23 protein-coding genes are annotated in these 21,597 nt (G+C 69.7%); 11 read left to right on the forward strand and 12 right to left on the reverse strand.

What is annotated here, in order from left to right; translation table 11 throughout:
- Positions 1-38: 38 nt before the first annotated feature.
- Both KV396_RS08435 and KV396_RS08440 read right to left on the reverse strand, forming a co-directional pair.
- The gene (locus KV396_RS08435) at positions 39-689 is read right to left on the reverse strand and encodes a nucleoside/nucleotide kinase family protein (protein WP_247957526.1); all 651 of its coding nucleotides are present in this window, start codon (positions 687-689) and stop codon (positions 39-41) included.
- Between the two features lie 274 nt (positions 690-963).
- On the reverse strand, positions 964-1,371 hold the full coding sequence (locus KV396_RS08440) for an acyl-CoA dehydrogenase family protein (protein WP_247957527.1): 408 nt from the start codon (positions 1,369-1,371) through the stop codon (positions 964-966).
- Between the two features lie 119 nt (positions 1,372-1,490).
- Here KV396_RS08440 and KV396_RS08445 point away from each other — a divergent pair, with 119 nt between their 5' ends.
- The 3 genes from KV396_RS08445 to KV396_RS08455 all read left to right on the forward strand — a co-directional run bounded on the left by KV396_RS08445 (position 1,491) and on the right by KV396_RS08455 (position 5,362).
- Positions 1,491-3,554 carry an acyl-CoA dehydrogenase family protein gene (locus tag KV396_RS08445; RefSeq protein WP_247957528.1) on the forward strand — a complete coding sequence of 688 codons (2,064 nt, stop codon included), beginning with the start codon at positions 1,491-1,493 and terminating at the stop codon, positions 3,552-3,554.
- Positions 3,551-4,804, forward strand: coding sequence for an LLM class flavin-dependent oxidoreductase (locus tag KV396_RS08450; RefSeq protein WP_247957529.1), 1,254 nt, complete (start codon positions 3,551-3,553; stop codon positions 4,802-4,804). The genes KV396_RS08445 and KV396_RS08450 overlap by 4 nt, the downstream gene beginning before the upstream one ends.
- Positions 4,805-4,996: 192 nt before the next feature.
- On the forward strand, positions 4,997-5,362 hold the full coding sequence (locus KV396_RS08455) for a hypothetical protein (RefSeq protein WP_247957530.1): 366 nt from the start codon (positions 4,997-4,999) through the stop codon (positions 5,360-5,362).
- Between the two features lie 364 nt (positions 5,363-5,726).
- Here the strand turns inward: KV396_RS08455 and KV396_RS08460 are convergent, their stop codons facing one another.
- The 6 genes from KV396_RS08460 to soxR all read right to left on the reverse strand — a co-directional run bounded on the left by KV396_RS08460 (position 5,727) and on the right by soxR (position 11,049).
- Complete coding sequence (locus tag KV396_RS08460; RefSeq protein WP_247957531.1) at positions 5,727-6,428, reverse strand: hypothetical protein; 702 nt, start codon at positions 6,426-6,428, stop codon at positions 5,727-5,729.
- Positions 6,428-7,693, reverse strand: coding sequence for an LLM class flavin-dependent oxidoreductase (locus tag KV396_RS08465; protein ID WP_247957532.1), 1,266 nt, complete (start codon positions 7,691-7,693; stop codon positions 6,428-6,430). Before KV396_RS08465 ends, KV396_RS08460 begins: the two co-directional genes overlap by 1 nt.
- Positions 7,690-8,994: an acyl-CoA dehydrogenase family protein gene (locus KV396_RS08470; protein ID WP_247957533.1), complete on the reverse strand. Its 1,305-nt coding sequence runs from the start codon at positions 8,992-8,994 to the stop codon at positions 7,690-7,692. The genes KV396_RS08465 and KV396_RS08470 overlap by 4 nt, the downstream gene beginning before the upstream one ends.
- 3 nt (positions 8,995-8,997) lie before the next feature.
- Positions 8,998-10,062, reverse strand: coding sequence for a nucleoside hydrolase (locus tag KV396_RS08475; RefSeq protein ID WP_247957534.1), 1,065 nt, complete (start codon positions 10,060-10,062; stop codon positions 8,998-9,000).
- 10 nt (positions 10,063-10,072) lie between these two features.
- Positions 10,073-10,426, reverse strand: coding sequence for a carboxymuconolactone decarboxylase family protein (locus tag KV396_RS08480; protein WP_247623661.1), 354 nt, complete (start codon positions 10,424-10,426; stop codon positions 10,073-10,075).
- A gap of 146 nt (positions 10,427-10,572) precedes the next feature.
- Complete coding sequence (gene soxR / locus KV396_RS08485) at positions 10,573-11,049, reverse strand: redox-sensitive transcriptional activator SoxR (RefSeq protein WP_247634004.1); 477 nt, start codon at positions 11,047-11,049, stop codon at positions 10,573-10,575.
- Positions 11,050-11,157: 108 nt separating this feature from the next.
- On the opposite strand from soxR, the gene fdxA reads away from it, so the two are divergent.
- Positions 11,158-11,484, forward strand: coding sequence for a ferredoxin (fdxA, locus tag KV396_RS08490; protein WP_247623660.1), 327 nt, complete (start codon positions 11,158-11,160; stop codon positions 11,482-11,484).
- Positions 11,481-11,996, forward strand: a complete 516-nt coding sequence (locus KV396_RS08495) for a flavin reductase family protein (RefSeq protein WP_247633092.1) — start codon at positions 11,481-11,483, stop codon at positions 11,994-11,996. The genes fdxA and KV396_RS08495 overlap by 4 nt, the downstream gene beginning before the upstream one ends.
- 204 nt (positions 11,997-12,200) lie before the next feature.
- On the opposite strand, the gene KV396_RS08500 is transcribed toward KV396_RS08495, so the two are convergent.
- Together KV396_RS08500 and KV396_RS08505 are read right to left on the reverse strand one after the other, a co-directional pair.
- Positions 12,201-13,199 carry a LacI family DNA-binding transcriptional regulator gene (locus tag KV396_RS08500; protein ID WP_247957535.1) on the reverse strand — a complete coding sequence of 333 codons (999 nt, stop codon included), beginning with the start codon at positions 13,197-13,199 and terminating at the stop codon, positions 12,201-12,203.
- A gap of 81 nt (positions 13,200-13,280) precedes the next feature.
- Positions 13,281-14,942 (reverse strand): glycoside hydrolase family 13 protein, encoded by a 1,662-nt coding sequence (locus KV396_RS08505; RefSeq protein ID WP_247957536.1) that lies wholly within the window; start codon positions 14,940-14,942, stop codon positions 13,281-13,283.
- A gap of 86 nt (positions 14,943-15,028) precedes the next feature.
- Between KV396_RS08505 and KV396_RS08510 the strand changes: the two genes are divergently transcribed.
- The 6 genes from KV396_RS08510 to KV396_RS08535 all read left to right on the forward strand — a co-directional run bounded on the left by KV396_RS08510 (position 15,029) and on the right by KV396_RS08535 (position 20,582).
- On the forward strand, positions 15,029-15,460 hold the full coding sequence (locus tag KV396_RS08510) for a DUF1761 domain-containing protein (RefSeq protein ID WP_247633089.1): 432 nt from the start codon (positions 15,029-15,031) through the stop codon (positions 15,458-15,460).
- 114 nt (positions 15,461-15,574) lie between these two features.
- Positions 15,575-15,928 carry a hypothetical protein gene (locus tag KV396_RS08515; protein ID WP_247957537.1) on the forward strand — a complete coding sequence of 118 codons (354 nt, stop codon included), beginning with the start codon at positions 15,575-15,577 and terminating at the stop codon, positions 15,926-15,928.
- Positions 15,925-17,886 carry an alpha/beta hydrolase gene (locus KV396_RS08520; protein ID WP_247957538.1) on the forward strand — a complete coding sequence of 654 codons (1,962 nt, stop codon included), beginning with the start codon at positions 15,925-15,927 and terminating at the stop codon, positions 17,884-17,886. Before KV396_RS08515 ends, KV396_RS08520 begins: the two co-directional genes overlap by 4 nt.
- Positions 17,883-18,512, forward strand: coding sequence for a hypothetical protein (locus KV396_RS08525; protein WP_247957539.1), 630 nt, complete (start codon positions 17,883-17,885; stop codon positions 18,510-18,512). The genes KV396_RS08520 and KV396_RS08525 overlap by 4 nt, the downstream gene beginning before the upstream one ends.
- A gap of 202 nt (positions 18,513-18,714) precedes the next feature.
- Positions 18,715-19,146 carry a hypothetical protein gene (locus KV396_RS08530; protein WP_247957540.1) on the forward strand — a complete coding sequence of 144 codons (432 nt, stop codon included), beginning with the start codon at positions 18,715-18,717 and terminating at the stop codon, positions 19,144-19,146.
- A gap of 167 nt (positions 19,147-19,313) precedes the next feature.
- Entirely contained in the window at positions 19,314-20,582 is a 1,269-nt protein-coding gene (locus tag KV396_RS08535; RefSeq protein ID WP_247957541.1) for a hypothetical protein, read from the forward strand.
- 61 nt (positions 20,583-20,643) lie between these two features.
- Here the strand turns inward: KV396_RS08535 and purQ are convergent, their stop codons facing one another.
- Together purQ and purS are read right to left on the reverse strand one after the other, a co-directional pair.
- A complete protein-coding gene (purQ, locus tag KV396_RS08540) occupies positions 20,644-21,351 on the reverse strand; it encodes a phosphoribosylformylglycinamidine synthase subunit PurQ (RefSeq protein ID WP_247957542.1) in 708 nt (235 codons plus the stop codon).
- Complete coding sequence (gene purS, locus KV396_RS08545) at positions 21,348-21,596, reverse strand: phosphoribosylformylglycinamidine synthase subunit PurS (RefSeq protein WP_247623653.1); 249 nt, start codon at positions 21,594-21,596, stop codon at positions 21,348-21,350. The genes purQ and purS overlap by 4 nt, the downstream gene beginning before the upstream one ends.
- Position 21,597 lies beyond the last annotated feature (1 nt).

A 21,597-nucleotide genomic window follows, 5' to 3' on the forward strand; every position in this document is an offset into this window, starting at 1 on the left:
GACGAGACGAAGGGCCGCCACGCGATGCGTCGTCTGGATCAGCGGCGGATGCTCGGACGAGACAGGTCGCCGTAGTCGACGACCAGATCTGCGGCACCGCGCGGGTCGCACTGCTCGAGATAGATCCGTTGGCCGCCGACATAGCGTGCGTTCTCGGGGGCGGCGGGGTCTGCCGGGAGGCCATCGCGCGTCGCCATGCGGCGAGCGGACTCGCGGAACGGAACGTCGAGGAAGATTGTGAAGTCCCACGCATCGCGCAGCTCGGGGCGATGCAGGAAGATCCCGTCGACGATCACGAGCGACCCCGCCACCACCGCCTCGCGCGGTCCATCGAGCAGGTCGTCGGTGTCGACGTCGTGAGTAGCGCGGAGGAAGGTTCCCTCGTCGGCGAGGAAGGGGCGAACGACCTCTCGGTGGAACGCAGCGTAGTCGTAGGAGTCGCGCCAGAATCCTTCGGCCGAGTGCCGTCCGCGGCGGTAGCGCTCCGCCCGGACCCGATGGAAGCCGTCGATCGAGATGCGCTCCACACGTGTGCGATCACGCAACGCGCCAGCGAGTTGATCTGCGAGCACGGTCTTGCCGGCACCGTCGACACCGTCGATTCCGACGAGGATGCTCGGTCCGGTCGGTGAGGGCAGGGGCACGGCATCCGCCAACTCACGCAAGAACGTCGAGCGGTGATCTTTCATCGCGGGGCTCCTCGGTCGTGCGAACCGCACCAACCTGCCACGACTTCTCTGACAGACCCCTGAGCTTGCTGTGTCCTGCGGGGGCGCTTCGACAGGCTCAGCGACCCAGGAGCTGGGTCCCTGAGCTTGTCGAAGGGCCCCACTACGTGAAGCTGTGTCGTGTGGGGGACGCTTCGACAGGCTCAGCGACCCAGTTTCCATGACTGGGTCCCTGAGCTTGTCGAAGGGCCCCACCGCGAGACGCTTCGACAGGCTCAGCGACCCCCGCCGTGACCTACCGGGTCTCGAGGTCGTGCAGGCGGGTCCAGAAGTGGTGGAGGCCGTGCTCCGACAGGGTGGCCGAGGCGCCGAGCGTCTCGAACAGCGCCCGAACGGCATCGCCGGCGAGGGGCACGAGACCCGCGGCCACGAGTTCGACATCGGCGACGGACGCCGTGCCCTCCTCGGCACGACGCAGCACCGACTCTGCGGCGGCCGAAGCCACGGCCGAGCGGGCGGCGGAATCGGCGAGCACCCGCAGGAACTGGGGGTCGTCGGCGGCGCGCTCGGTGTTGCCGTGCTGCTGACGGCGGGTGCGCGCGGCGGTCTGCGCGGCGCCCGTCTCGGTGACCTCGGCGATGAGGTCGGCGAGGTCGCGCACCAGCCCGGTGGCGCGGTCGGACGGCAGAGCGGAGGCGGGCATGGTGCTCCTCGGAGAAGAAGGCGGCGGGATGCTCCGACTGTATCGAACGGCATCCGTCGCGAACGTCATGCGCGTTAACAGGGAGGCCCGCCCTCCCCGGTGCTGGATACGCTGAAGCCATGACCTCCCGTCCGTTCGGCTCCCTGGATTGGGCGCGGAGAACCCCCGGAATCCCGGCGCTCCTCGACGAGATCCGCCAGGCGAGCATCGCCGATGCCCCCGAGCTCCCGCAGAGCTTCTTCACCCGTCTCGCCGCCGCCGGCTTCGGCCGCATCCGCGTGCCCGTGGCCGAGGGCGGTCTGGGCGGCGATGTGCTCGACCTGCTCGACGCGCTGCTCGCGATCGCGGCGGCCGACTCGAACCTCGCCCAGGCCTGGCGCACGCACGTGCTCGCCACCGAGCGTCACGTGAAGTCGCCCGCGGGCGCCCTCCGCGACCGCTGGATCTCCCGCGTCGCCGCGGGTTCGATCATCGGCGGCGGCTGGACCGAGGCCGACGGCTCCGGCCCGAGCGTCTTCACCACCCGCCTCTCGACCGAGACCGGCGTCCCGCGGCTCACCGGCCGCAAGTTCTACTCCACGGGCAGCCGTTACGCCGACTGGCTCGAGTACAGCGCGGTCGACGATGCCGGCGACCTCGTGATCGCGGCGCTGCCGGTGGATGCCGAGGGCGTCACGCTCCTCGACGACTGGACCGGCTTCGGCCAGCGCGCCACCGCCAGCGGAACGACCGTGCTCGATGGAGCCCCGGTCGATCCCGACGACGTCGCCCCATGGCAGACGCAGCACCTCGGTACCCCGGGCTGGCAGCAGATGATCCTGCTCGCGGTGCTCGTGGGCATCGGCGAGGGTGCTCGCGCCGCGGCATCCGATCTCATCGACCAGATCGACCGCGCGCACGGCGGATCGCCGATCCTCGTGCTCGAGGGCTACGGCCGCATCAGCGCGCTCGTCGCCTCGGCCCGCGCCTCGCTCGGCGAGATCGGTCGGCTGAGCGAGATCGCGCACCGGGCGATCATCGCCGGAGATGCGGATGCCGAGACCCTCGCCGACGACGCGGTCAACGCCGTCTTCCAGGCGCAGGCCACGATCGTGCCGCAGGTCATCGAGGCCACCGACAGGCTCATGACCCTGCCTGCGCTGCTCGCCGATGGTTCAGAAGCCGTCGCCGAAGCGCAGAACCTGCGCAGCTCCCTGCGTCTCGACCGGTTCTGGCGCAACGCCCAGACCCTGTCGACGCACAACCCCGTGCTGCACCGCCTGCGCGCGATCGCCGACCGCGAGATCTACGCGATCGACCGCATCGCCGATCCCGCCGAGCGCGAGGCCGCCGTCGCGCAGTCGATCGCCGACGGCATCCGGCCTCTGACCGTCGTGCGGCTCGATGCCGCGCTCGCCGCCCACCTTGCCGCCGATCCGCGCTCGCTCGACGCGGTGGCCGCGGCGTTCGGCGGTCGCGAGCCCGTGCTCTTCCAGTTCGACGAGCGCCCGGGCGCGCACTTCGACGCAGCCGTCGCGATCGCGACCCTGCTGCACCGCCTGCCCACGGCGTGGTTCGCCGTCGGCACCGGCGATCTGTCGCTCACCGGCCACCCGTACAACCTCGCCCGGCGCATCGCTTCGCTCGAGCAGCTGTCGGGCGGACGCACCGCCTGGGTGCTCGACGACGGCGACACCGAGACCGAGGAGCAGCGCGACCGCATCCGCGTGGTGCAGCAGCTGCTGCGCACCTGGCCGCGGGAGAGCATCGCCGCGGATGCCGGTGCCCGCCACTTCGCGCAGACCGAGAGCATCCGTCGCATCAACGCCGACGGCGCCTTCCCGACGGCGGGCCCGCTCAACGTGCCGAGCAGCCCGCAGCACCTGCCGGTGTTCGTGTCGTCGCGCCGGTTCGACGACGTGCACCGCTACGTCGACCTGCTCGTGCGCGACGACACCTGGGTGCTGCCCTACGCGGATGCCGCCCGCCACCCGCTCGCGACCGGCCATGCGGTGGATGACATCGACGGACTGCTCGCGATCGCCGGTGCGCTGCCGCAGATCGCGGATGCCGGGTCGGATGCAGCGTCGGATGCCGCTCCCCAGACCCTGCGCGCCCGGCTGCGGTTGCCCGCGCCCGCCCTGTACGAGCTCCCCGGAGCATCCGCCCGCTTCGAGCGCGGCAGCGAGACGGAGGCATCATGAGCGACGAGAACCGCCTGCTCACGGTCAACATCAACGTGCTCGGCGTCGGGCAGCGACCCGCCGCCTGGCGCGCCCCCGACATCCGCCCTGACGCGATCGTCGACCTCGCGCACTGGCAGAACGTGGCCCGTATCGCCGAGCGCGGTCTCGTCGACGCGATCTTCCTCGCCGACCGCCCGGCGATCACCGACCCGCGCAGCCGTCCGGTGCAGTACCTCGATCCGGGCGTTCTCGTGCCGGCGATGGCCGCGGCCACCGAGCATCTGGGCTTCGTGGCGACGGCATCCACCACCCTCAACGAGCCGGTCGAACTCGCGCGCCGCCTGTGGGCGCTGCACACCGCGACGCAGGGCCGCTTCGCGTGGAACGCCGTCACCAGCTGGGACGTCGAGGCCGTGCGCAACTTCGGCATCACCGAGGTGCCCGAGCGTGCCGTGCGGTACGCCCGCGCCGAGGAGTTCGTGACCGTCATCAAGCGCCTGTGGGAGACCGCGGGCACGTCGGACGTGGTGGATCACGACGGCTCGTTCTCGGTGCATGCCGGGCTCGAGATGGACGCCCTCGTTCCCGAGCGGCCGGCCATCGTGCAGGCCGGGGGATCGGAGCCGGGCTGGCGTCTCGCGGGGCTCGTCGCCGACGGGGTGTACTCGGTCGACCACGACCCGGCATCCGCGGCGGAGCACCGTCAGAAGATCCGCTCCTACGCCGTCGAGGCCGGTCGCTCGGCCGACGACGTGCGGGTCTTCCCGGGGCTCGCGGTCGTGATCGGCAGCACCGAGCAGGAGGCCTGGGACCGCTTCGACCACTGGGAGCACCTCGCCCCCGCGACCTACAGCCTCAACGAGCTGTCGAAGGCGCTCGGTGCCGACTTCTCGGGGCTCGACCTCGACGCGCCGGTGCCCGAGAAGGTGCTGGCGGATGCCGAGGCGCAGGATGCCGGATGGTCGGCGGCGTACCGCCGGGTGCTCATCGAGCGGATCCGGTCGGAGCAGCCGACGATCCGCCGCCTGCTGCGCGACTTCGGCGGGTACGGGCAGCGGTTCCTCGCCGGGACGCCCGAACAGATCGCCGACACGATGGAGGAGTGGTTCCGGGCGGGGTCGGCCGACGGCTTCAACATCATGCTCGACCTGTTCCCGTCCGGGTTGGAGGACTTCGTCGACCAGGTCGTGCCCGAGCTGCAGCGCCGCGGGATCTTCCGCCGCGAGTACGGCCAGGGCGGGGTGCTGGAGCGCTTCCGTCGTCCGTAAGCGGGCGCGCTGTCGTTGAACTGCATCGATTTCGGATGCGGCGGGCTGAAGCATCCGAAATCCGTGCGCTTCTCCGGAGCCGTGGTGGATGCGGCGGGGTGGGGCCCTTCGACAAGCTCAGGGACCCAGCCGTGTGAAGAAACTGGGTCGCTGAGCCTGTCGAAGCGTCCCGCCGCGCTAGTCTCGGCGTCGATGGAAACTCCGAATGGCCGCGAACTCACCACCCGCGAGCGCGAGGTGCTGGTCGCGATGATCACGCACGCGAAGCCCTCCCACGGCTCGTTCGACGAGGGAGAGCGAGCGGCGCTGCTCGAGAAGGTCGACGACTTACGCGTCTGGGGGAGATGCGCATGCGGTCACTGTCCGTCGATCGACCTCGGGGATTCCTCCGGCGAGTATGCGAGCGTGGGCCCGCGGGTCATCCTCGACGGGTGGCGGGGGACCGAGGGGCTGATCCTCTTCATCGATCAGGGGCGACCGACGTACCTCGAGCAGTACAGCGGCACGGACGACGTGTTCGAGGAGTTCGCCCCGGTGGACGAGATCGAGTTCTCCTGACGGGTGCTGTGGGGTGGGGCCCTTCGACAAGCTCAGGGACCCAGCCGTGTGAAGAAGCTGGGTCGCTGAGCCCACAACGGGGTCGCTGAGCCTGTCGAAGCGCTCGCGCACGCGCGAGGGGAGGAGATCTCGCCTTGTGCAGGAGGCATCCGCTGTTCTGATCCTGCGGAGCGTGTGATCTCCTGCGGTGCGGTGCGGTGCGGTGCGGTGCGGTGCGGTGCGGTGCGGTGCGGGTGCTGTGGGGTGGGGCCCTTCGACAAGCTCAGGGACCCAGTGCCCTCAGGGATCCAGTCGCATGCAGGAACTGGTTCGCTGAGCCCACAACTGGGTCGCTGAGCCTGTCGAAGCGTCCCGCCCCGAAACCTCAGACCTGGTCGAACCGACCCGACCCGGCGAACGCCGGAGCGCCGACTGCGATCGCCGCAGACGCACCGAGGCCGAAGGCCGTGCGCGCCCCGACGATGTCCTCATCGCCCTCGTCACCGATCACCGGCACCGTTCCCCACACCGGCAGTGCCCCGCCGTCGAGCACCACATCGACCCCCGGCTCCACCTGGGCCGACGACGACAACAGCACCGTCACGGGCTTGTCCGCGACATCCACCGGCACCGTCAGCGGCCCGCCGATCGCGGGGAAGGCGGGGTCTGAGATCCGCACGATGCACGAATCGTCGACGTACACCCCGGCCTCGGAATCACCGACCATCGCATCGAGCGGCCACGACTCGAACAGCCGCGAGATCAGCGCCAGCACCGGTGCCGACGTCCCGGCCAGACCGATCCGCCGCCCGTGCAGGTTCGACAGGGTCGAGATGTTCCGGCCGAGGTTGATCGGATGCTGCCGCTCACCGATGATCGGCACCACGACGACCCGCTGCGTGATCGCGAGCAACGCCCCCGCGGCGGCGGTGCGGTCGGGCCCGGGGCCGGAGAGGTCGCCGAGCAGCAGCACGTCGGCCGCGGCATCCAGTTCGGCGCCGAGTGCGGCACGCGCCGCACGTCCGGAGCCCGAGCGCACGGCGAAGGCGGCGAGGGTGGCGTCGTCGACGCGCAGCAGACGGGTCATCAGCGGGCCTCTCTCATCCAGCGGGTGAACGGCTGATCGCCGTGCGAGGCGAGCAGCCCGCGCGTGCGCAGCACGGGCGTCACGTGCTCGGCGAACTCGCGCAGGCCCCACGGGTTGGTGTCGAACAGCAGGTTGAAGCCGTCGGCGGCCCCGGCATCCACCCAGTCGGTCATGATGTCGACGAGCCGTTCAGGCGAGCCGACGAAGAGCTGGTGCCCGAAGCCTGCGAAGTACCGCAGCAGCTCGCGCACCGTGAGGTTGCCGGCCGCGCCGTAGGCGGCGATCGCCTTGCGGAACCCGATCGGCGCGGCCGAGGGGTCGCCCGACAGGCGCTGGATCTCGCCCTCGGCCGGGGCGTCGAGGTCGAGCCGCGAGCCGTCGATGCCGAACATCGCGGTGAAGCGCTTGAGCACGTAGCCGTCGGGGCTGAGCTCGTGGATCGTCTGGAAGCGGCGCTCGGCCTCCTCGTCGGTCGAACCGACGACGAGGTGGATGCCGGGCAGCACGAGCGGCGCGGGCCGCCCGAGCTCCGCCGACCGGCGGCGCAGGTCGAGGCGGTTCTCGGCCGCCGTCTCCTTCACGGTCTCGGCCGCGAACACGGCCTCGGCGCTCGCGGCGGCGAGCTGACGCCCGCGCGGCGAGCCGCCGGCCTGCACCACGAGGGGCGCGACGTCGGGCAGCAGAGCCCGGATCGCGGGATCGACGCCCAGATCGGCACGACGGATGCTGTCGCCGAAGTACTCGCCCTCGTGCACGTAGTCGGTGTCGCCCTGCACGGCGGCGAGGAACGCGGTGTAGGCATCGACGAACTCCTCGGCGCGGGCGTAGCGCTCCTCGCGTCCGGGGTCGGAGGTGTAGCCGAAGTCGGTGACGGCGGGACCGGTGACCCCCGTGACGACGTTCCACCCGAACCGCGAGCCGCTGAAGGCGCTGACGCTGAGCAGACGCCGGGCGAGTTCGACCGGGTCGTTTGTGCTCGACGAGACGGTCGAGATGATGCCGAGGTGCTCGGTCTCGGCGGCGACCGTGGCCAGGGCCGCGAGGGGTTCGAGGAGCCGGCTCGGACGGATCGCCGGGTTCGATGCGAGTCCCGGGGTGTCGGCGAGGAAGATCGCGTGGATGCCGGCGTCCTCGGCCGTGCGGGCGGCGTCGCGCCAGAAGTCGGCGCCGAACACCCGCAACGGGTCTTCGCCCGGCGCGCGCCAGGCACCGGCATCCGTGCCGTAGTCGTAGACGTTCGCGCCGATCACGAGGGGGCGGGTCATCGGGCGGGCTCCTTCTCAGCGGTCGCGGATGCTGTCGTGGATGCGGTGGCGGATGTCGGAGCCGATGCCCCGAGCCGACCCGTGCCGACGTACCAGATCTCGGGCAGGTCGCTGCCGACCAGCGCGCGCTCGCCGAGCGCCCGGGCCTTGAGGTGAACGGGGTTGTGGTTGCTGAGCGTGCGGGCGTTGCGCCAGTGCCGATCGAGGGCCAGGCGGCCGTCGACGAGCGATCCGCCGCCCAGGTCGAAGACGCTCTGCGCGGCCTGCTGCACGAGCGCCGGCACCGTGATCTGCGCGCGCGTGACGGCGAGGTGCCCGTCACCGGTCTGCTCGGCGAGGGGGCGATCCAGGTCGGCTCCGAGCAGCGCGGCCGCCGTGCGCACCGACGCCACCACGGCCTGCGCGAGACCGTCGAGAGTGCCGATGCGCTCCTGCAGCTGCGGGTCGTCGGCGGGCACGGCGGTCGAGGCGTGGCTGAAGTTGCGGGTGCGCGAGCGCAGCCAGGTGATCGCGTCGTCGCGGGTGCGCAGCGCGATCCCGGCCAGCGTCGCGAGATGCGTGAGCTGCAGCACGGCGTCGAGGTTGCCGAGCCGGTCGGTGCGCGAGCCCTCGCCCACGCGCACGCGCCCCGGGTCGACGACCACGTCGGTGAACTCGACCGTGCCCGACGTGGTGAGCCGCTGGCCCACGCCGTCCCAGTCGTCGTGCAGCACGACGCCCTCGGCATCCGCAGCCACGATCGCGACCAGGTGGCGGCCGTCCTCGTCGGAAGCGAGCACCGAGATCCGGTCGGCGTAGCCCGTGCCGGTCGCATAGGCCTTGCGTCCGTTCAGACGCAGGATGCCGTCGGCATCCGTGCGCAGCGTCGTGCCCACCGTGCCGATCTCTCCGGCGCCCTCGGTGGTCGCGCCGGCGAAGAGCAGGCCGGCCGCGATCTCGGCGGTCGCGGCATCCGTCTCACCGCGGGCGATGGCGCGGGCGGCGCGGTCGCTGGTGGTGAAGTGCGTGCGCAGGCTCTGCGTGATGTTCGCGTCGGCACGGGCCAGGAGGATCTGCAGGTCGACGAGCTGCGGGTACGTGAGCCCCGCGCCCCCGGCGGCGACGGGCAGGCGCGCTGCCGTCAGCCCGAGGCGGGCGAGCTCGCGCACGTCGGCGCGGAGTCCCCGCTCGGGGTCGCGGTCGTGGTCGCGCGCCGGCGACTCGGCGGCGATGCGGCCGATGACCTCATCGATCTCGGCGACGTTCGCCAGGGCGACCCCGACGTCTGCGACCGAGGTGAACGCGAGCAGATCCTCCGGCATCCGTCAGTCCGTCCCGCCCGCTCCCGACGGGCCGGAGTTCGGCCAGCCCGCGGGTGCCGTGCGACCGGCCGGGTCGAGCGCCGGACGCGTGCGGCCGTAGGCGAGCGCGTGCACGAAGCGGCGGCGGAACTCGGTCAGATCGAACGAGGTCACCGCCCGCGTCGAGGCGCCCTCGGGCGTGCCCCACACCAGCGGCAGGCCGTCGCTCGTGAGAGCGACCCGGGTCGCGAGCGAACCCGCGGCCGGGGTGAAGTCGACCGGGCCCTCGATCCAGCCCGTCACGATCTCGGGGCGATGCAGGATCACCGACGACAGTCCGTCGTGGGCGGCCGAGATCCGGCGCCCCCACTTGTACTGGTAGAAGTCGTTGTACGCATCGAGGATCGTGCCCGCGAAGTGCGCCGTCGGTAGGTCGGAGCCGAGCAGCAGCGCCGTGACGTCCTCCTCGAGCAGCGCCTGCGAGCTCACGTTGACGCCCACCATGATCACGTTGCCGTTGTTCACGGCACCGAACACGGCCTCGGCCGCCGCGCGGTCGTTGTTCGTGTTCGCATCGGTCACGGTCGGGGTTCCGGGCGCCGGGTACGGGCCCGCGCCGCCCATGATGACGACCGAGCGGAACTTCAGGAACAGCTCCGGGTCCTTCTCGAGCGCCAGCGCGATGTTCGTGAGCGGTCCGAGCGGGTGCAGGTCGATCTGACCCGGGTGCTCGTTGGCGATGCGCACGAGGTAGTCGGCCGCGGACTCCGCCTCGAGCGTGGGCTCAGGGCGCTCGAAGCCGCGGTCGCCGAGGCCGTCGTGTCCGTGCACGAACCAGGCGATCGACGGGTCGCCGTCGAGGGGACCGCTCGCGCCCAGGTAGATCGGGATGCGCGGGGCGTCCGCCACGTCGAGCACGTACGCGACGTTGCGGGCCGAGTCCTCGACCGCGCAGTTCCCGTAGATCGTCGTGATGCCGACGATCTCGACGTCGGGCTGCGCCAGCAGGTAGAGCAAGGAGTGGGCGTCGTCGATGCCGGTGTCGGTGTCGACGACGATCCACTGCTTCTCGGGGGCGAAGTCGGGCATGATCCTGCTCTCAGTGCTGGTGCTGGTGCGCGGGCTCGGCGAGCTTGAACGCCAGGCGTCCGTGCGCGAATCCGCCGCCCGCGCGGATGGCGGTCGCGACCCAGGCGGCCTCGGCCAGTTCGGCCTCGTCGGCACCGGCCGCGACGGCCTTCTGCGAGTGCGCGTCGATGCAGTACACGCACTGCGTGGTGATGCCCACGGCCAGCGCGATCAACTCGCGGTACTTCAGCGGGATCGCCCGCGACTCGTCGGGAGCGAACACGGCGCTGTCGAAGGCCGCGAACGCCGCGAGGATGTCGGGGGTGTGTTCCTTGTAGACCTTCGTGTAGGTCTTGTCGGCTTCGCTGTCGAAGTAGGCGCTCATGCTCTGCTCTCTGCTGGTGTGCGTCGGGTGCTCCCGCCGCCGGGCGCGACGGCGCCACCGAGGAAGGAGGGTCTACCGCGACGCTAAGACCTGCGGCATCCGCCCCGCACCTCGGAGTGCAACACGAGGTCATCCGGAGCGAGCGGTCAGACCTCGTCCTCGTCGCTGAGTCGGCGGGGGCCCGCCCCGAGACTGCCGAGTGCGTCGTCGGGGTTCAGCAGACCGCACGCCTTCATCGACAGGCATCCGCAGCCGATGCATCCGGTCAGTTCGCGTTCGAGGCGTTCGATGCCCTCGCGACGCTTCTCGAGCGCGCGCTTCCAGCGGCGCGAGGCGCGTTGCCAGTCGTCGTGGCTCGGGGTCTCGGTGAGCGGCACGTCGGCGAACGCCGTCTGCACGTCGGCGAGCGGGATGCCGAGGCGCTTCGCCACCGCGATCAGCGAGACCCGCCGGATCATGTGCCGCGGGTAGCGGCGCTGGTTGCCGGGCGTGCGGAAGGAGGCGATGAGGCCGATCGACTCGTAGAAGTGCAGAGCGGATGCCGCGACCCCCGTGCGTCGCGTCATCTCGCCGATCGAGAGGGCGTCCTCGGCGGTGTGCGCGGCATCGGCGTGCGAGGTCATCGCTGCCTCCGGAATACTGTGGCTCATGCCCGCGGATCCTGGCCCGCGGATTTGACCTAAAGTGTACTTGAGGTTTTAGCGTGGAACGCTGACCCGAAGGAAGACCCGATGACCTATGTGATCGCCCTGCCGTGCGTCGATGTCAAGGACCGCGCGTGCATCGACGAGTGTCCCGTCGACTGCATCTACGAGGGTGAACGCTCGCTCTACATCCACCCCGACGAGTGCGTCGACTGCGGGGCGTGCGAGCCGGTGTGCCCCGTCGAGGCGATCTTCTACGAAGACGACCTGCCCGACGAGTGGACCGACTACTACAAGGCGAACGTCGAGTTCTTCGACGAGGTGGGCTCGCCCGGGGGCGCGGCCAAGGTCGGCATGATCGCGCACGACCACCCGCTCATCGCCGCACTTCCCCCGCAGGAGGGCGCCGAGTGAGCACCGCAGAATCCGGCATCCCCGTCCCCAGCGCCGTCGGCGAAGGGCTCAAGGCGGCGTTCCGCACCCACCCCGCCGGCGTCGCGATCATCACCGCGGCGACCCCCGAGGGCCCCGTCGGACTCACCGCGTCGAGCGTGGCATCCGTCGCCGTCGACCCGGCCGCGATCGTGTTCTCGGTCACCCGGGCGACCGGAAGCGCGGGCGGGCTTCTCTCGGCCCCGACCTTCGTCGTGCACCTGATCGATCACGATCACTCCGAATTGGCGCAGAGCTTCGCCGTGAGCGGGTCGGAGCGCTTCACGCCCGAGCAGCAGTGGAGCACCCTGCCGACGGGCGAGCCATACCTCCCCGCCGCCCGCTTCGCCCTGCGCTGCCGCGCGCTGCAGACCGTGCCCGTCGGCACGTCGAGCGTGGTGATCGCCGAGGTGCTCGAGGTGTTCGCCGGCCCGCAGGGCCGCCCCCTCGTCTACGTCGACCGCAAGTTCCACAGCCTCCCGCACCAGCCCTGACCGGCCCCGCGCGTACCCAACTCAGGAACATCGGCCTTCGAACGGCAGTTTCGGCCGTTGAATCGGACGATCGCGCCCGTTCTTCCTGAGTTAGGTACGCCGCCCGCGGCGCATAACTCCTCAGAACCGGCCCCCGAACCCCGGTTCTGGCCGAAAACCACCCCGGAACGCCCGTTCTCTCCGGAGTTATGAACCCCGATCCGCTCACACCGCGGCGGTCGAACCCCGGTCGGTGAGCACGAACGGCAGATCGGCGGGCGGGACCTCGCCTTCGCCCAGCTGCGCGAGCACCGCGGCGGCCGCGCGCTCGCCCTGCTGCAGCGGGAACTGGTCGACCGTGGTGAGCCCGAAGATCTCGCCGAGCTCGTGCCCGTCGATGCCGATCACCGAGAGATCCTCCGGAACGCGGATGCCGTGCTCCCGCGCCGCGAGGATCGCCCCGATCGCCATCTCATCGGATGCAGCGAACACCGCGGTCGGCCGTGGACCGCCCCCGCCGAGCAACTGATGAGCGGCGCGCAGGCCGCCCGCGATCGTGAAGTCGGCGGCCACCACGAGCGACGGGTCGACCGGGATGCCCGCGTCGGCCAGCGCCTCCTCGAACCCGCGGCGACGGTTGGTCGGCACGTGGAACTCCTCGTCGAACTCGGCGGTCGCCCCGATGTACGCGATGTCGCGGTGGCCCAGCCCGATCAGGTGCTCGGTGGCGAGGCGGGCGATGCCGAGCTCGTCGACCGTGAGGGTCTCGAGGGTCGGATGCGGTCCGCCGATCGCGATGATCGGCATCCCCAGCTCGAGCAGCCGGCGCGTCTCGTCGTCGTCGAGCCGGATCGACACGGCGATCACGGCATCCACACCTTGCCGTCGTAGGAAGGTGTCGAACACGTGCCGCCGCGTCTCGCGGTCGGGGGTGATGTTGTACAGCGTGATGTCGAAGCCGGCGCGCATGAGCGCCGACGACACCCCCGACAGCACGGTGCTGAAGAACCAGCGGTCGAGGTAGGGAACGATCACGCCGACCGTGCGCGTGCGCCCGGAGGCGAGGCTCGACGCACGCGACGACACCACGTAGCCGAGGCTGTCGGCGGCCGCCAGAACCCGCGCACGCGTCTCGTTTGACACCTTGCCTCGCCCGCTCAGGGCGCGCGAGACGGTCGCCGTCGAGACGCCGGCCAATCGTGCGACGTCGTCGATGCTCGCCATCGCGCCGCCTTTCGAATCGGGTGATCGGGTGGGTGAGCGGATGCCGGGGCCGCACGCACGTGCGGCCCCGGCCGGAGGGCATCAGCCCCGCGTGAACCAGACGGTCGTGTCGACGGGGAGCTCCGAGCCCGCGAAGGGCTGGCTCTTCACGAGGAACGTCGCGTCGCCGGGCAACGCGATCGGTGCAGTGCCGAGGTTCGCGACCACGTGCACGTCACCGCGGCGGAAGGCGACGGCATCCGCACCGAAGTCCTCCCAGACCAGCGAGCCCGAGCCGAAGCCGTGCGCACGGCGCAGCGCCAGCAGTTCGGTGTAGAGCGAGAGGGTGGAGTTCGGGTCGGCCAGCTCGACGTCGCGCGCGTACGTCGCCCATTCGTCGGGCTGCGGCAGCCACGAGAGTCCGGTGTCGTTGAAGCCGAACGCCGGGGCATCCGCCTCCCAGGGCAGCGGCACGCGGCATCCGTCGCGTCCGTAGCGCTCGTGCTTCGTGCGGAACCAGGTCGGGTCCTGACGGTACTCGTCGGGGATCTCCATGGCCTCCGGCAGGCCCAGCTCCTCGCCCTGGTAGAGGTACGACGATCCGGGCAGCGCGAGCATGAGGGTCGTCGCCGCGCGGGCGCGGGCGAGGCCGATCACGGCGTCGGGCTTGTTCGGGGTGTGGGGGCCGATGCCCTCGCCCTGCGGGTTGTCGACCGTGAGCGCGAGGCGGGTGGCGTGGCGCACCACGTCGTGGTTCGAGAGCACCCAGGTGCTGGGGGCGCCGACCGCTCCGAAGTCGTCGAGCGATTCGCGGATGACGTCACCGAGTGCCTTCGCGTCCCACGCGGTCATCAGGTACGGGAAGTTGAAGGTCTGGTGCATCTCGTCGGGGCGCACCCACAGCGAGGTCTTCTTCAGCGTCGGCAGCCAGGCCTCGCCGCAGAGGGCGCGGTCGCCGTCGTACTGGGCGAGCAGTTCGTGCCAGTCGCGGTAGATGTCGTGCACGCCGTCCTGACCCCAGTACGGCACGTTCGCCTCGCCGCCGCCCATCGAGTCGGCATCCGACGGAGGGGTGTAGTCGGGCAGGCCGTCGGCCTTGATCATGCCGTGCGCCACGTCGACGCGGAAGCCGTCGACGCCGCGGTCGAGCCAGAAGCGCAGGATCGAGCGGAACTCCTCGCGCACCTCCTCGTTGGTCCAGTCGAAGTCGGGCTGGGTGGCGTCGAAGATGTGCAGGTACCACTGGCCGGGGGTGCCGTCGGCCTCGGTCACGCGCTGCCACATGCCGCCGCCGAACACCGACTCCCAGTTGTTCGGGGGCAGTTCGCCGTTCTCGCCCGTGCCGTCGCGGAAGATGTAGCGGGCGCGTTCGCGGCTGCCGGGCGCCGCCTTCAGCGCCTCCTGGAACCACACGTGCTGGTCGGAGGAGTGGTTGGGCACGAGGTCGACGATCACGCGGATGCCGCGGGCATGGGCCGCCTCGAGCATGGTGTCGAAGTCGGCCAGCGTGCCGAAGAGCGGGTCGACGTCGCGGTAGTCGGCGACGTCGTAGCCGGCGTCGCGCTGCGGGCTGGTCATGAAGGGGCTCAGCCAGATCGCATCGACGCCGAGGTCCTTCAGCGAGTCCAGGCGGCTGGTGATGCCGGGGAGGTCGCCGATGCCGTCGCCCGAGGCGTCGGCGAAGGAGCGGGGGTAGATCTGGTAGATGACGGCGCTGCGCCACCACTCGGATCCGGGCGCGGCGAACTGTTCGATTTCAGGCATCCCCCGAGCCTAATGCAAGCGCTTGCATCACTCGCGCACCGCGCACCCGGGAGTACGCTGACGGCACCATCACGAGGAGGTGTCGCATGATTCCCGAGATCAACTACTGGGCCGTTCTGCTGGCCACGCTGTCGAGCATGATCGTCGGCTCGATCTGGTACTCGCCGAAGGTGTTCGGTACGCGCTGGTCGAAGCTCGCGAACGTCGACATGGATCGTCCGGCGGCCACCGCGGTCTGGCCGATCATCACGACGGTGATCGTGAGCTTCATCACGGCCTGGGTGCTCGCCGGAGCATCCGCCATCGCCTGGCACTTCTACGGCGGATCCTGGTTCTGGGGTGCCGTCATCACCGCGGTCACCCTCTGGGCCGGCTTCACGGCGGCCCGCTTCATCACCCACGACGCCTTCGAGGGGCGCTCGACCCGGCTCACGACCCTCAACATCGCGCACGAGCTCGTGACGGTGCTCGTGATGGCGGCGATCATCGGGGTGTGGCCGCCCGCGATGACCGTCTAGGCGGCTCCGGTACCGGCCGGTTATCCACAGATTTGGGTATATCGGTTAGGAGCTTTTCCCCGTCGCTACGCTGGCCCGGCACCGTCATGTGGTGCGCGGCGACAGGGGGTCGGGGTGAGCAGGATTCAGGCGGATGCCGGGGTCGACTATCGGGTGGATCCGGACGGGGTCCTCGGGATGCTGACGGGGCTGGACACCCTCGGCGGCGACTTCGAGTCCGCGCATCGTGAGATCGTCAGCGCCGCAGCCGAGGGGCCGGCGGCGCTGACCGTCGACGGGCGAACGGCCGTCGCGAACGCGTGGCGCACCTTCATGGAGGATCGTCGCATCGTGCCCGGTGCCGTCATGTATTCGATCAGCGCGTCGGCGAAGGCGGTGGGCGACGCCACGGTGGTGATCGTCACCGGTGATGAGCAGATGGCGCAGGCCCTCGTCGATGCGAGCTTCGGTGTGGACGTGATGCTGTGAGCGCGGTACGTGGCGAGCTGCCGCTGCTGCTCGATCCGACGGTGCTCGAAATGCTGGGGACCCAGGTGTTCACCGCCGCGAGCACCCTCGCCGATGCGGCGAACCAGGCGAACGATCAGTGGAAACGCCTGCCCGAGGTGTTCGTCGTCGAGGATGCCGGCATCGCCGAGACGATGCTCGACGGACCCGCCGGGACCGCCGCAGACTTCGTCGAGGCGATGAAGTCGGCCCGTCGGGTGCTCGATGAGTTCACCGTGACCACGATCCCTGCGTTGCAGAAGCGACGCGACGAGCTCGAAGCGCGCATTCTCACCGTGAATCAGGAGCACGAGACGGCGCAGTCGGGGCTCGAGTCGGCGGATGCCGCGTACTGGCGGTCGTACGAGACCGATCCGGCATCCGACTCGACCCGGCGGGCGGGCGAGGCGCAGACCGATGCCACGGATGCCTGGCGCGACGCGCAGGATGCCGTCATCGCTCTCGAAGCCGACATCCGCGTCTTCCGTATCGACGTCGAAGCAGCCGAGGACTTCCTCGCCTCGGATCTGAAGGGAATCAGCGGGGGCGACGATCCGCGCGGAGCGTGGGGTGTGCCGGTCACCAGCACGCAGAGCTCGTGGGGTGACACGGCCGCCCCGTACCCGGGCGGCCCCGTGAGCGACGAGACATTGGCCGACCGGCTGCGTGGAGACATGTCGGATGCCGTGGCGGCCCGGATCACCGCGCTCGGCAACGGCGACCCCGACGGTGCGAAGGAGTGGCTCGGGGCGCACCCGGACTTCGCCGGGACCGTCGGGTTCGTCGATGTCGATCGGGCGCGGGCGCTGTGGGATCAGCTCGGGCGTGCGTCCACCCGCGGCGATGACGGAGCCTGGGCGATGGGGCCTCTCGCCGTGCTGCTGGGTGGGGCACCGACCGTGATCGGGAACCTGAACGGCATCCCCGCGGCCGCGAAGGACGAGTTCAACCGGGCGGAGCTTGAGCGGTTGCTCGATGGTGAGCTGACGGATGATCAGCGGCGGAAGTTGGAGAGTGTGCAGGATCTGCTTGCGGACTCGGACGCGGAGACGGCGCCGGTGATTTCGCTTCTGTCCTTGTTCTTTGAGACCGATGACGGGAGCCCCCGTGTCAGCCTCGGGTTCGGTGAGGTGGATAACGCTGGTCAGGTCACCACGCTGACCCACGGCATTTCGACCGACGTTACTCAGATTGGAGAGTGGTCCGATTCGGCGATTGCGTTGCAGAAAGCCACGATGACCGAGCTGTCTGAGATCGGGTCATCGGCGACGACCGCCGTCGTGCTCTTCATGGAGTGGGACTCGGGAGGGCCGTCGAACGTGTGGGAACTCGAGAGGCCACACGCCGGTGCAGAGAGACTCGCGCAGTTGCTTCGCGGGTTCGACCGGTCGAATCCGAACGTGCAACTCGATCTCGGTCTGCATTCGCTCGGCACGACAATGGGGGCTGAGATGGTCGCGAACAATCCCGGGCTCGTGCAGAACGCGTGGCTGTACGGATCGGCGGGCATTGCCGAAGAGACGGCGGCGGACCTGGAGAACCTCATCCGGCGGAACGAGTTGAACCTCTTCGCGACGCATGCCGAAGACGACTTCATCGCTCCGATGGGCAGGTTCGACGTGTCCACTCATACGGTCGACCCGCGAACCATCGCCGGCGCCGAGACGTTCGGGTCCGACGGTGGGTGGGTGCTCGGCTACGGCGACGGTGACAGGGATTGGGGAGAGAGAGTCGAGGGGCACAACTCGCAGGCGAGTACGGAGTGGTTCTATCTCCTCGACGGATTCAAGACCCAGCAGACGGGAGGAATGTCACCGTCGTTCATCCCGCAGTGGGACGACGAGGCGGTCGGTTACCTCGACCCGCGTTCGCAGTCCTTCAAGCAGACGGTCGTCGATCTCGTCGATTCGATCGTTCTATCCGAGGGAGCGCGTTCGTGAACGACGTGCGACGTGCGACGAGTGCAGCGCTGATGGCGGGGCTGCTTCTGGTGATGAGTGGATGTGGCGAACCGATGACGGATGAAGAGTTGCTCGAGCAGGCGCGTGGAGTGAACTTCGCGTACAAGGCTCAGATCGCCGACGTGCAGATGCAGATCTTCGATGGAGAGTGGGACGTTACCGGATATGGAGACTCCCCTGAAACATGTGGGAACGATGGATACGAGTTTGATCTGATTCGATACACCCCGGAGGGCTGGCACCTCGACGCCGCGCCGATGGCTATTGCTGAGAGTCTGGCGGAGTGGATGGACGAGAATGGCTGGACGAACGTCAAGATCCGAGGTTATTCCGGGGAGATAGCCGACGCTGTCGTTGAGGGAGCTTTCCCTGAGGCGCACGTGAAGTTGCTGGTCGCGGACATCAGCCCTGGGGAACTATACGATCACGTTGCGCTTTACGCGACGAGCACCTGCGAGCCGGGTGACGCCCATACGATCTCGACGATGAGGCGGCCTGGAGACGGTGAGCGCGAGAAGCTACCGGCGTCTGAGCATCCGACCGCGCCGCCGAGTTTCGGTCATACCGAGGACGGCAAACGTCGCTTCTGGAACGACAGCGAGTGACGCCGCCATCGCGGGTGCTCACCGCCGCGTCCTCGGCCTTCTTGCTTGTCTGCGGTCTGAGCGGATGCGGGACACCCGTCTCTGACGAAGAGGTGTTCGAGCAGGCGCGCGAGGTGAACTTCGCGTACAAGGAAGCGGTTGCGGGGGTGCAGCTGGAGATTTTGGATGCGGATTGGCAGATCAGCGCGTATGGGGATTCTCCGTGGGAGTGCCCGGTGATGCGTCGAGGTACGAGTTTGATTTGACGAGGCGTACGCCTGAGGGGTGGCGGCTCGACGGCGCGCCGATGGAGTTGGCGGAGGAGGTCGCTGCGTGGCTGGACGAGAACGGGTGGTCGGATATCAAGACGCGGGGGTACTCGGGGGAGATCGCGGATGTCGTGGTCGAGGCAGAGTATCCGGAGAAGCATGTCGATCTTCTCGTCGTAGATATCAGTCCGGGGGAGCTCTTCGACTCTGTGACCGTTTCGGCGACGTCCACATGTCAGCCCGGTGACGCGCACGACGTATTGGCGCTCGTGTATGCGGACGGTGACTTGGACGGCGGTCCGGTGGACCAGTTCCCGGAACTCGAGCACCCCCGAGCTGAGCCGAGTTTCGGCTTCACCGAGGATGGCAAGCGGCGATTCCCGTGACGCTGCACTCCAACCCCGCACCGATGAAGCCTTTATTCATACACGAGCAGAAACTGTAAGAAATCCCCTTCCCTCTCGGCGACGGAACTGCGATGATCATCGCGTGACCTTCGGGTCGCCCGTGTGCGTTCCCCCACCGCGCACGGAGTTTGACGAGAGGTCCCCCAATGTCTCGTTCCCGTTCTCCCCGTCGTGCCGTCGGCTGGACGGTGGTCGTCGCGCTCGTCGCCACCGCCGTGCTCGCCGGCGCGGCATCCGCTGCCACCGGAGACCCCGTCCCCGCCGACGAGACCGCCGACCCGACCGCTCCGGAGCCCTCCGTGTCGATCGCCCTCGCCTACGAGTTCCTCGACGCGCGCACCGACCAGTTCTGCGACGGCGAGGGCATGTGCCTGCCCCGCAGCTACGAGGGCGGGTTCTTCACGACGCCGACCTGGGACTTCACACCGTCGTTCGTCTACGACGACGCGCTGGTCATCATCGCGTACACCGCCCGCGGTCTTCCCGACGACATCCGCCGCGCGAAGAGCATCGGCGAGACGCTGCTCTTCGTGCAGGAGAACGACCCGATCGGCGACGGACGCGTGCGCACGCACTACGAACCCCACGCCATCCGTCAGGGCCGCATGGAGATCACCGGACCCGGCACGTTCACCGGAAACCAGGCCTGGGCCGGCCTCGCCCTCGCCCGCCTCTTCCACGCCACCGGCGATCAGCGCTACCTCGACGGTGCGCTCGACATCGCGAACTGGATCCAGACGAACACCGCCGACATGGTGCGCGCCCCCTTCGGCTACACCGGTGGACAGACGGATGCCGGTGACTCGCTCGTCTGGAAGTCCACCGAGCACAACGCCGACATCGCCGGTTTCTTCGGGCAGCTCGCCCAGCTCACCGGTGACACCGTCTGGGCCGACCGCGCCGCCGTCGCCGCTGCGTTCGTCACCGCGATGCAGAGCCCCGACGGCCACGTCGACACCGGCACGCTGCTCGACGGCAGCACGGTCAACACTCACCCCATCCCGCTCGACGCGCAGACCTGGACCTCGCTCGCGACCGGCGACCCGCGCTACGACGCGGCACTCGACTGGACGCTCGCGAACCTCATCGGCACCGACGGCCCCTACACGGGCCCCGGGATCAGCGATGTCGACACCTCGAAGGTCTGGTTCGAGGGAGCAGCGCACCTCGCACTGGCCCTGAAGCTGCGGGATGCCGCCGGCGATGCCGCCTACGCGGGCACGTTGCTCGACAGCATCCGTCTCGGTCAGCGCGATGCCGAGAACGGCGACGGCAAGGGGATCGTCGCGACCTCGACCGACGGCCTCGACTCCGGCTTCGGCGACCTCTACTACGCGAGCCTGCACACCGGCGCGACCGCCTGGTACCTGCTGGCCGAGGCCGGCGACAACCCCTTCGCCCTGCCGGCCGACTGACCGGCGGCAGGAATGACGGAGGGGGCGGATGCCGAAGCATCCGCCCCCTCCGTCGAAGAAGTTACGCGGCGACGCGCGCGACCGCGGCGATCGCGCTCGCGAAGAAGCCGATCCCGTCGATGCCGGAGCGCATGGCCGCCGAGGTGTCGGGGCCGAAGCCGGCCTCGGTCGCGTGCTCGGGGTGCGGCATGAGCCCCACGACGTTGCCCGCCTCGTTCGTGATGCCCGCGATGTCGCGCAGCGAACCGTTGGGGTTGACGCCCGCGTAGCGGAAGGCCACGAGGCCCTCGCCCTCGATGCGGTCGAGGGTCTGCTCGTCGGCGATGTAGCCGCCGTCGGCGTTCTTGAGCGGGATGACGATCTCCTGCCCGCGGCGGAACTCGTTGGTCCACGCCGTGTCGGAGTTCTCGACCGTGAGCTTCTGGTCGCGACGGATGAAGTGCTGGTGGCTGTTGCGGATGAGGCCGCCGGGCAGCAGGTGCGACTCGACGAGCATCTGGAAGCCGTTGCAGATGCCGAGCACGGGCAGGCCCTTGGCGGCGGCATCCTTCACCTCGGCCATGATCGGCGAGAGCGCGGCGATGGAGCCGGCGCGCAGGTAGTCGCCGTAGCTGAATCCGCCGGGCAGCACGAGGGCGTCGACACCCTCGAGGTCGTGCGAGCCGTGCCAGAGGGCGACGGGCTCGGCGCCGGCGATGCGCACGGCTCGCTGCGCGTCGCGGTCGTCGAGCGAGCCGGGGAAGGTAACGACCCCGATGCGTACGGTCATTCGACGACCTCGATGCCCACGACGTCTTCGATCACGGAGTTCGACAGCACCTCGTCGGCGATGCGGGTCGCCTCGGCGAGCAGCTCGTCGGTGACCTCGCCCTCGACCGTGAGCTCGAAGCGCTTGCCGATGCGGACGTCGGAGAAGCCCTCGACGCCGAGGCGTGCGAACGCTCCGGAGACGGCCTTCCCCTGCGGGTCGAGCAGTTCGGACTTGGGCATGACGTCGACGACGATGGTGGGCATG

The sequence above is a fragment of the Microbacterium galbinum genome, from assembly GCF_023101185.1.
GTDB classification, from domain to species: domain Bacteria; phylum Actinomycetota; class Actinomycetes; order Actinomycetales; family Microbacteriaceae; genus Microbacterium; species Microbacterium galbinum.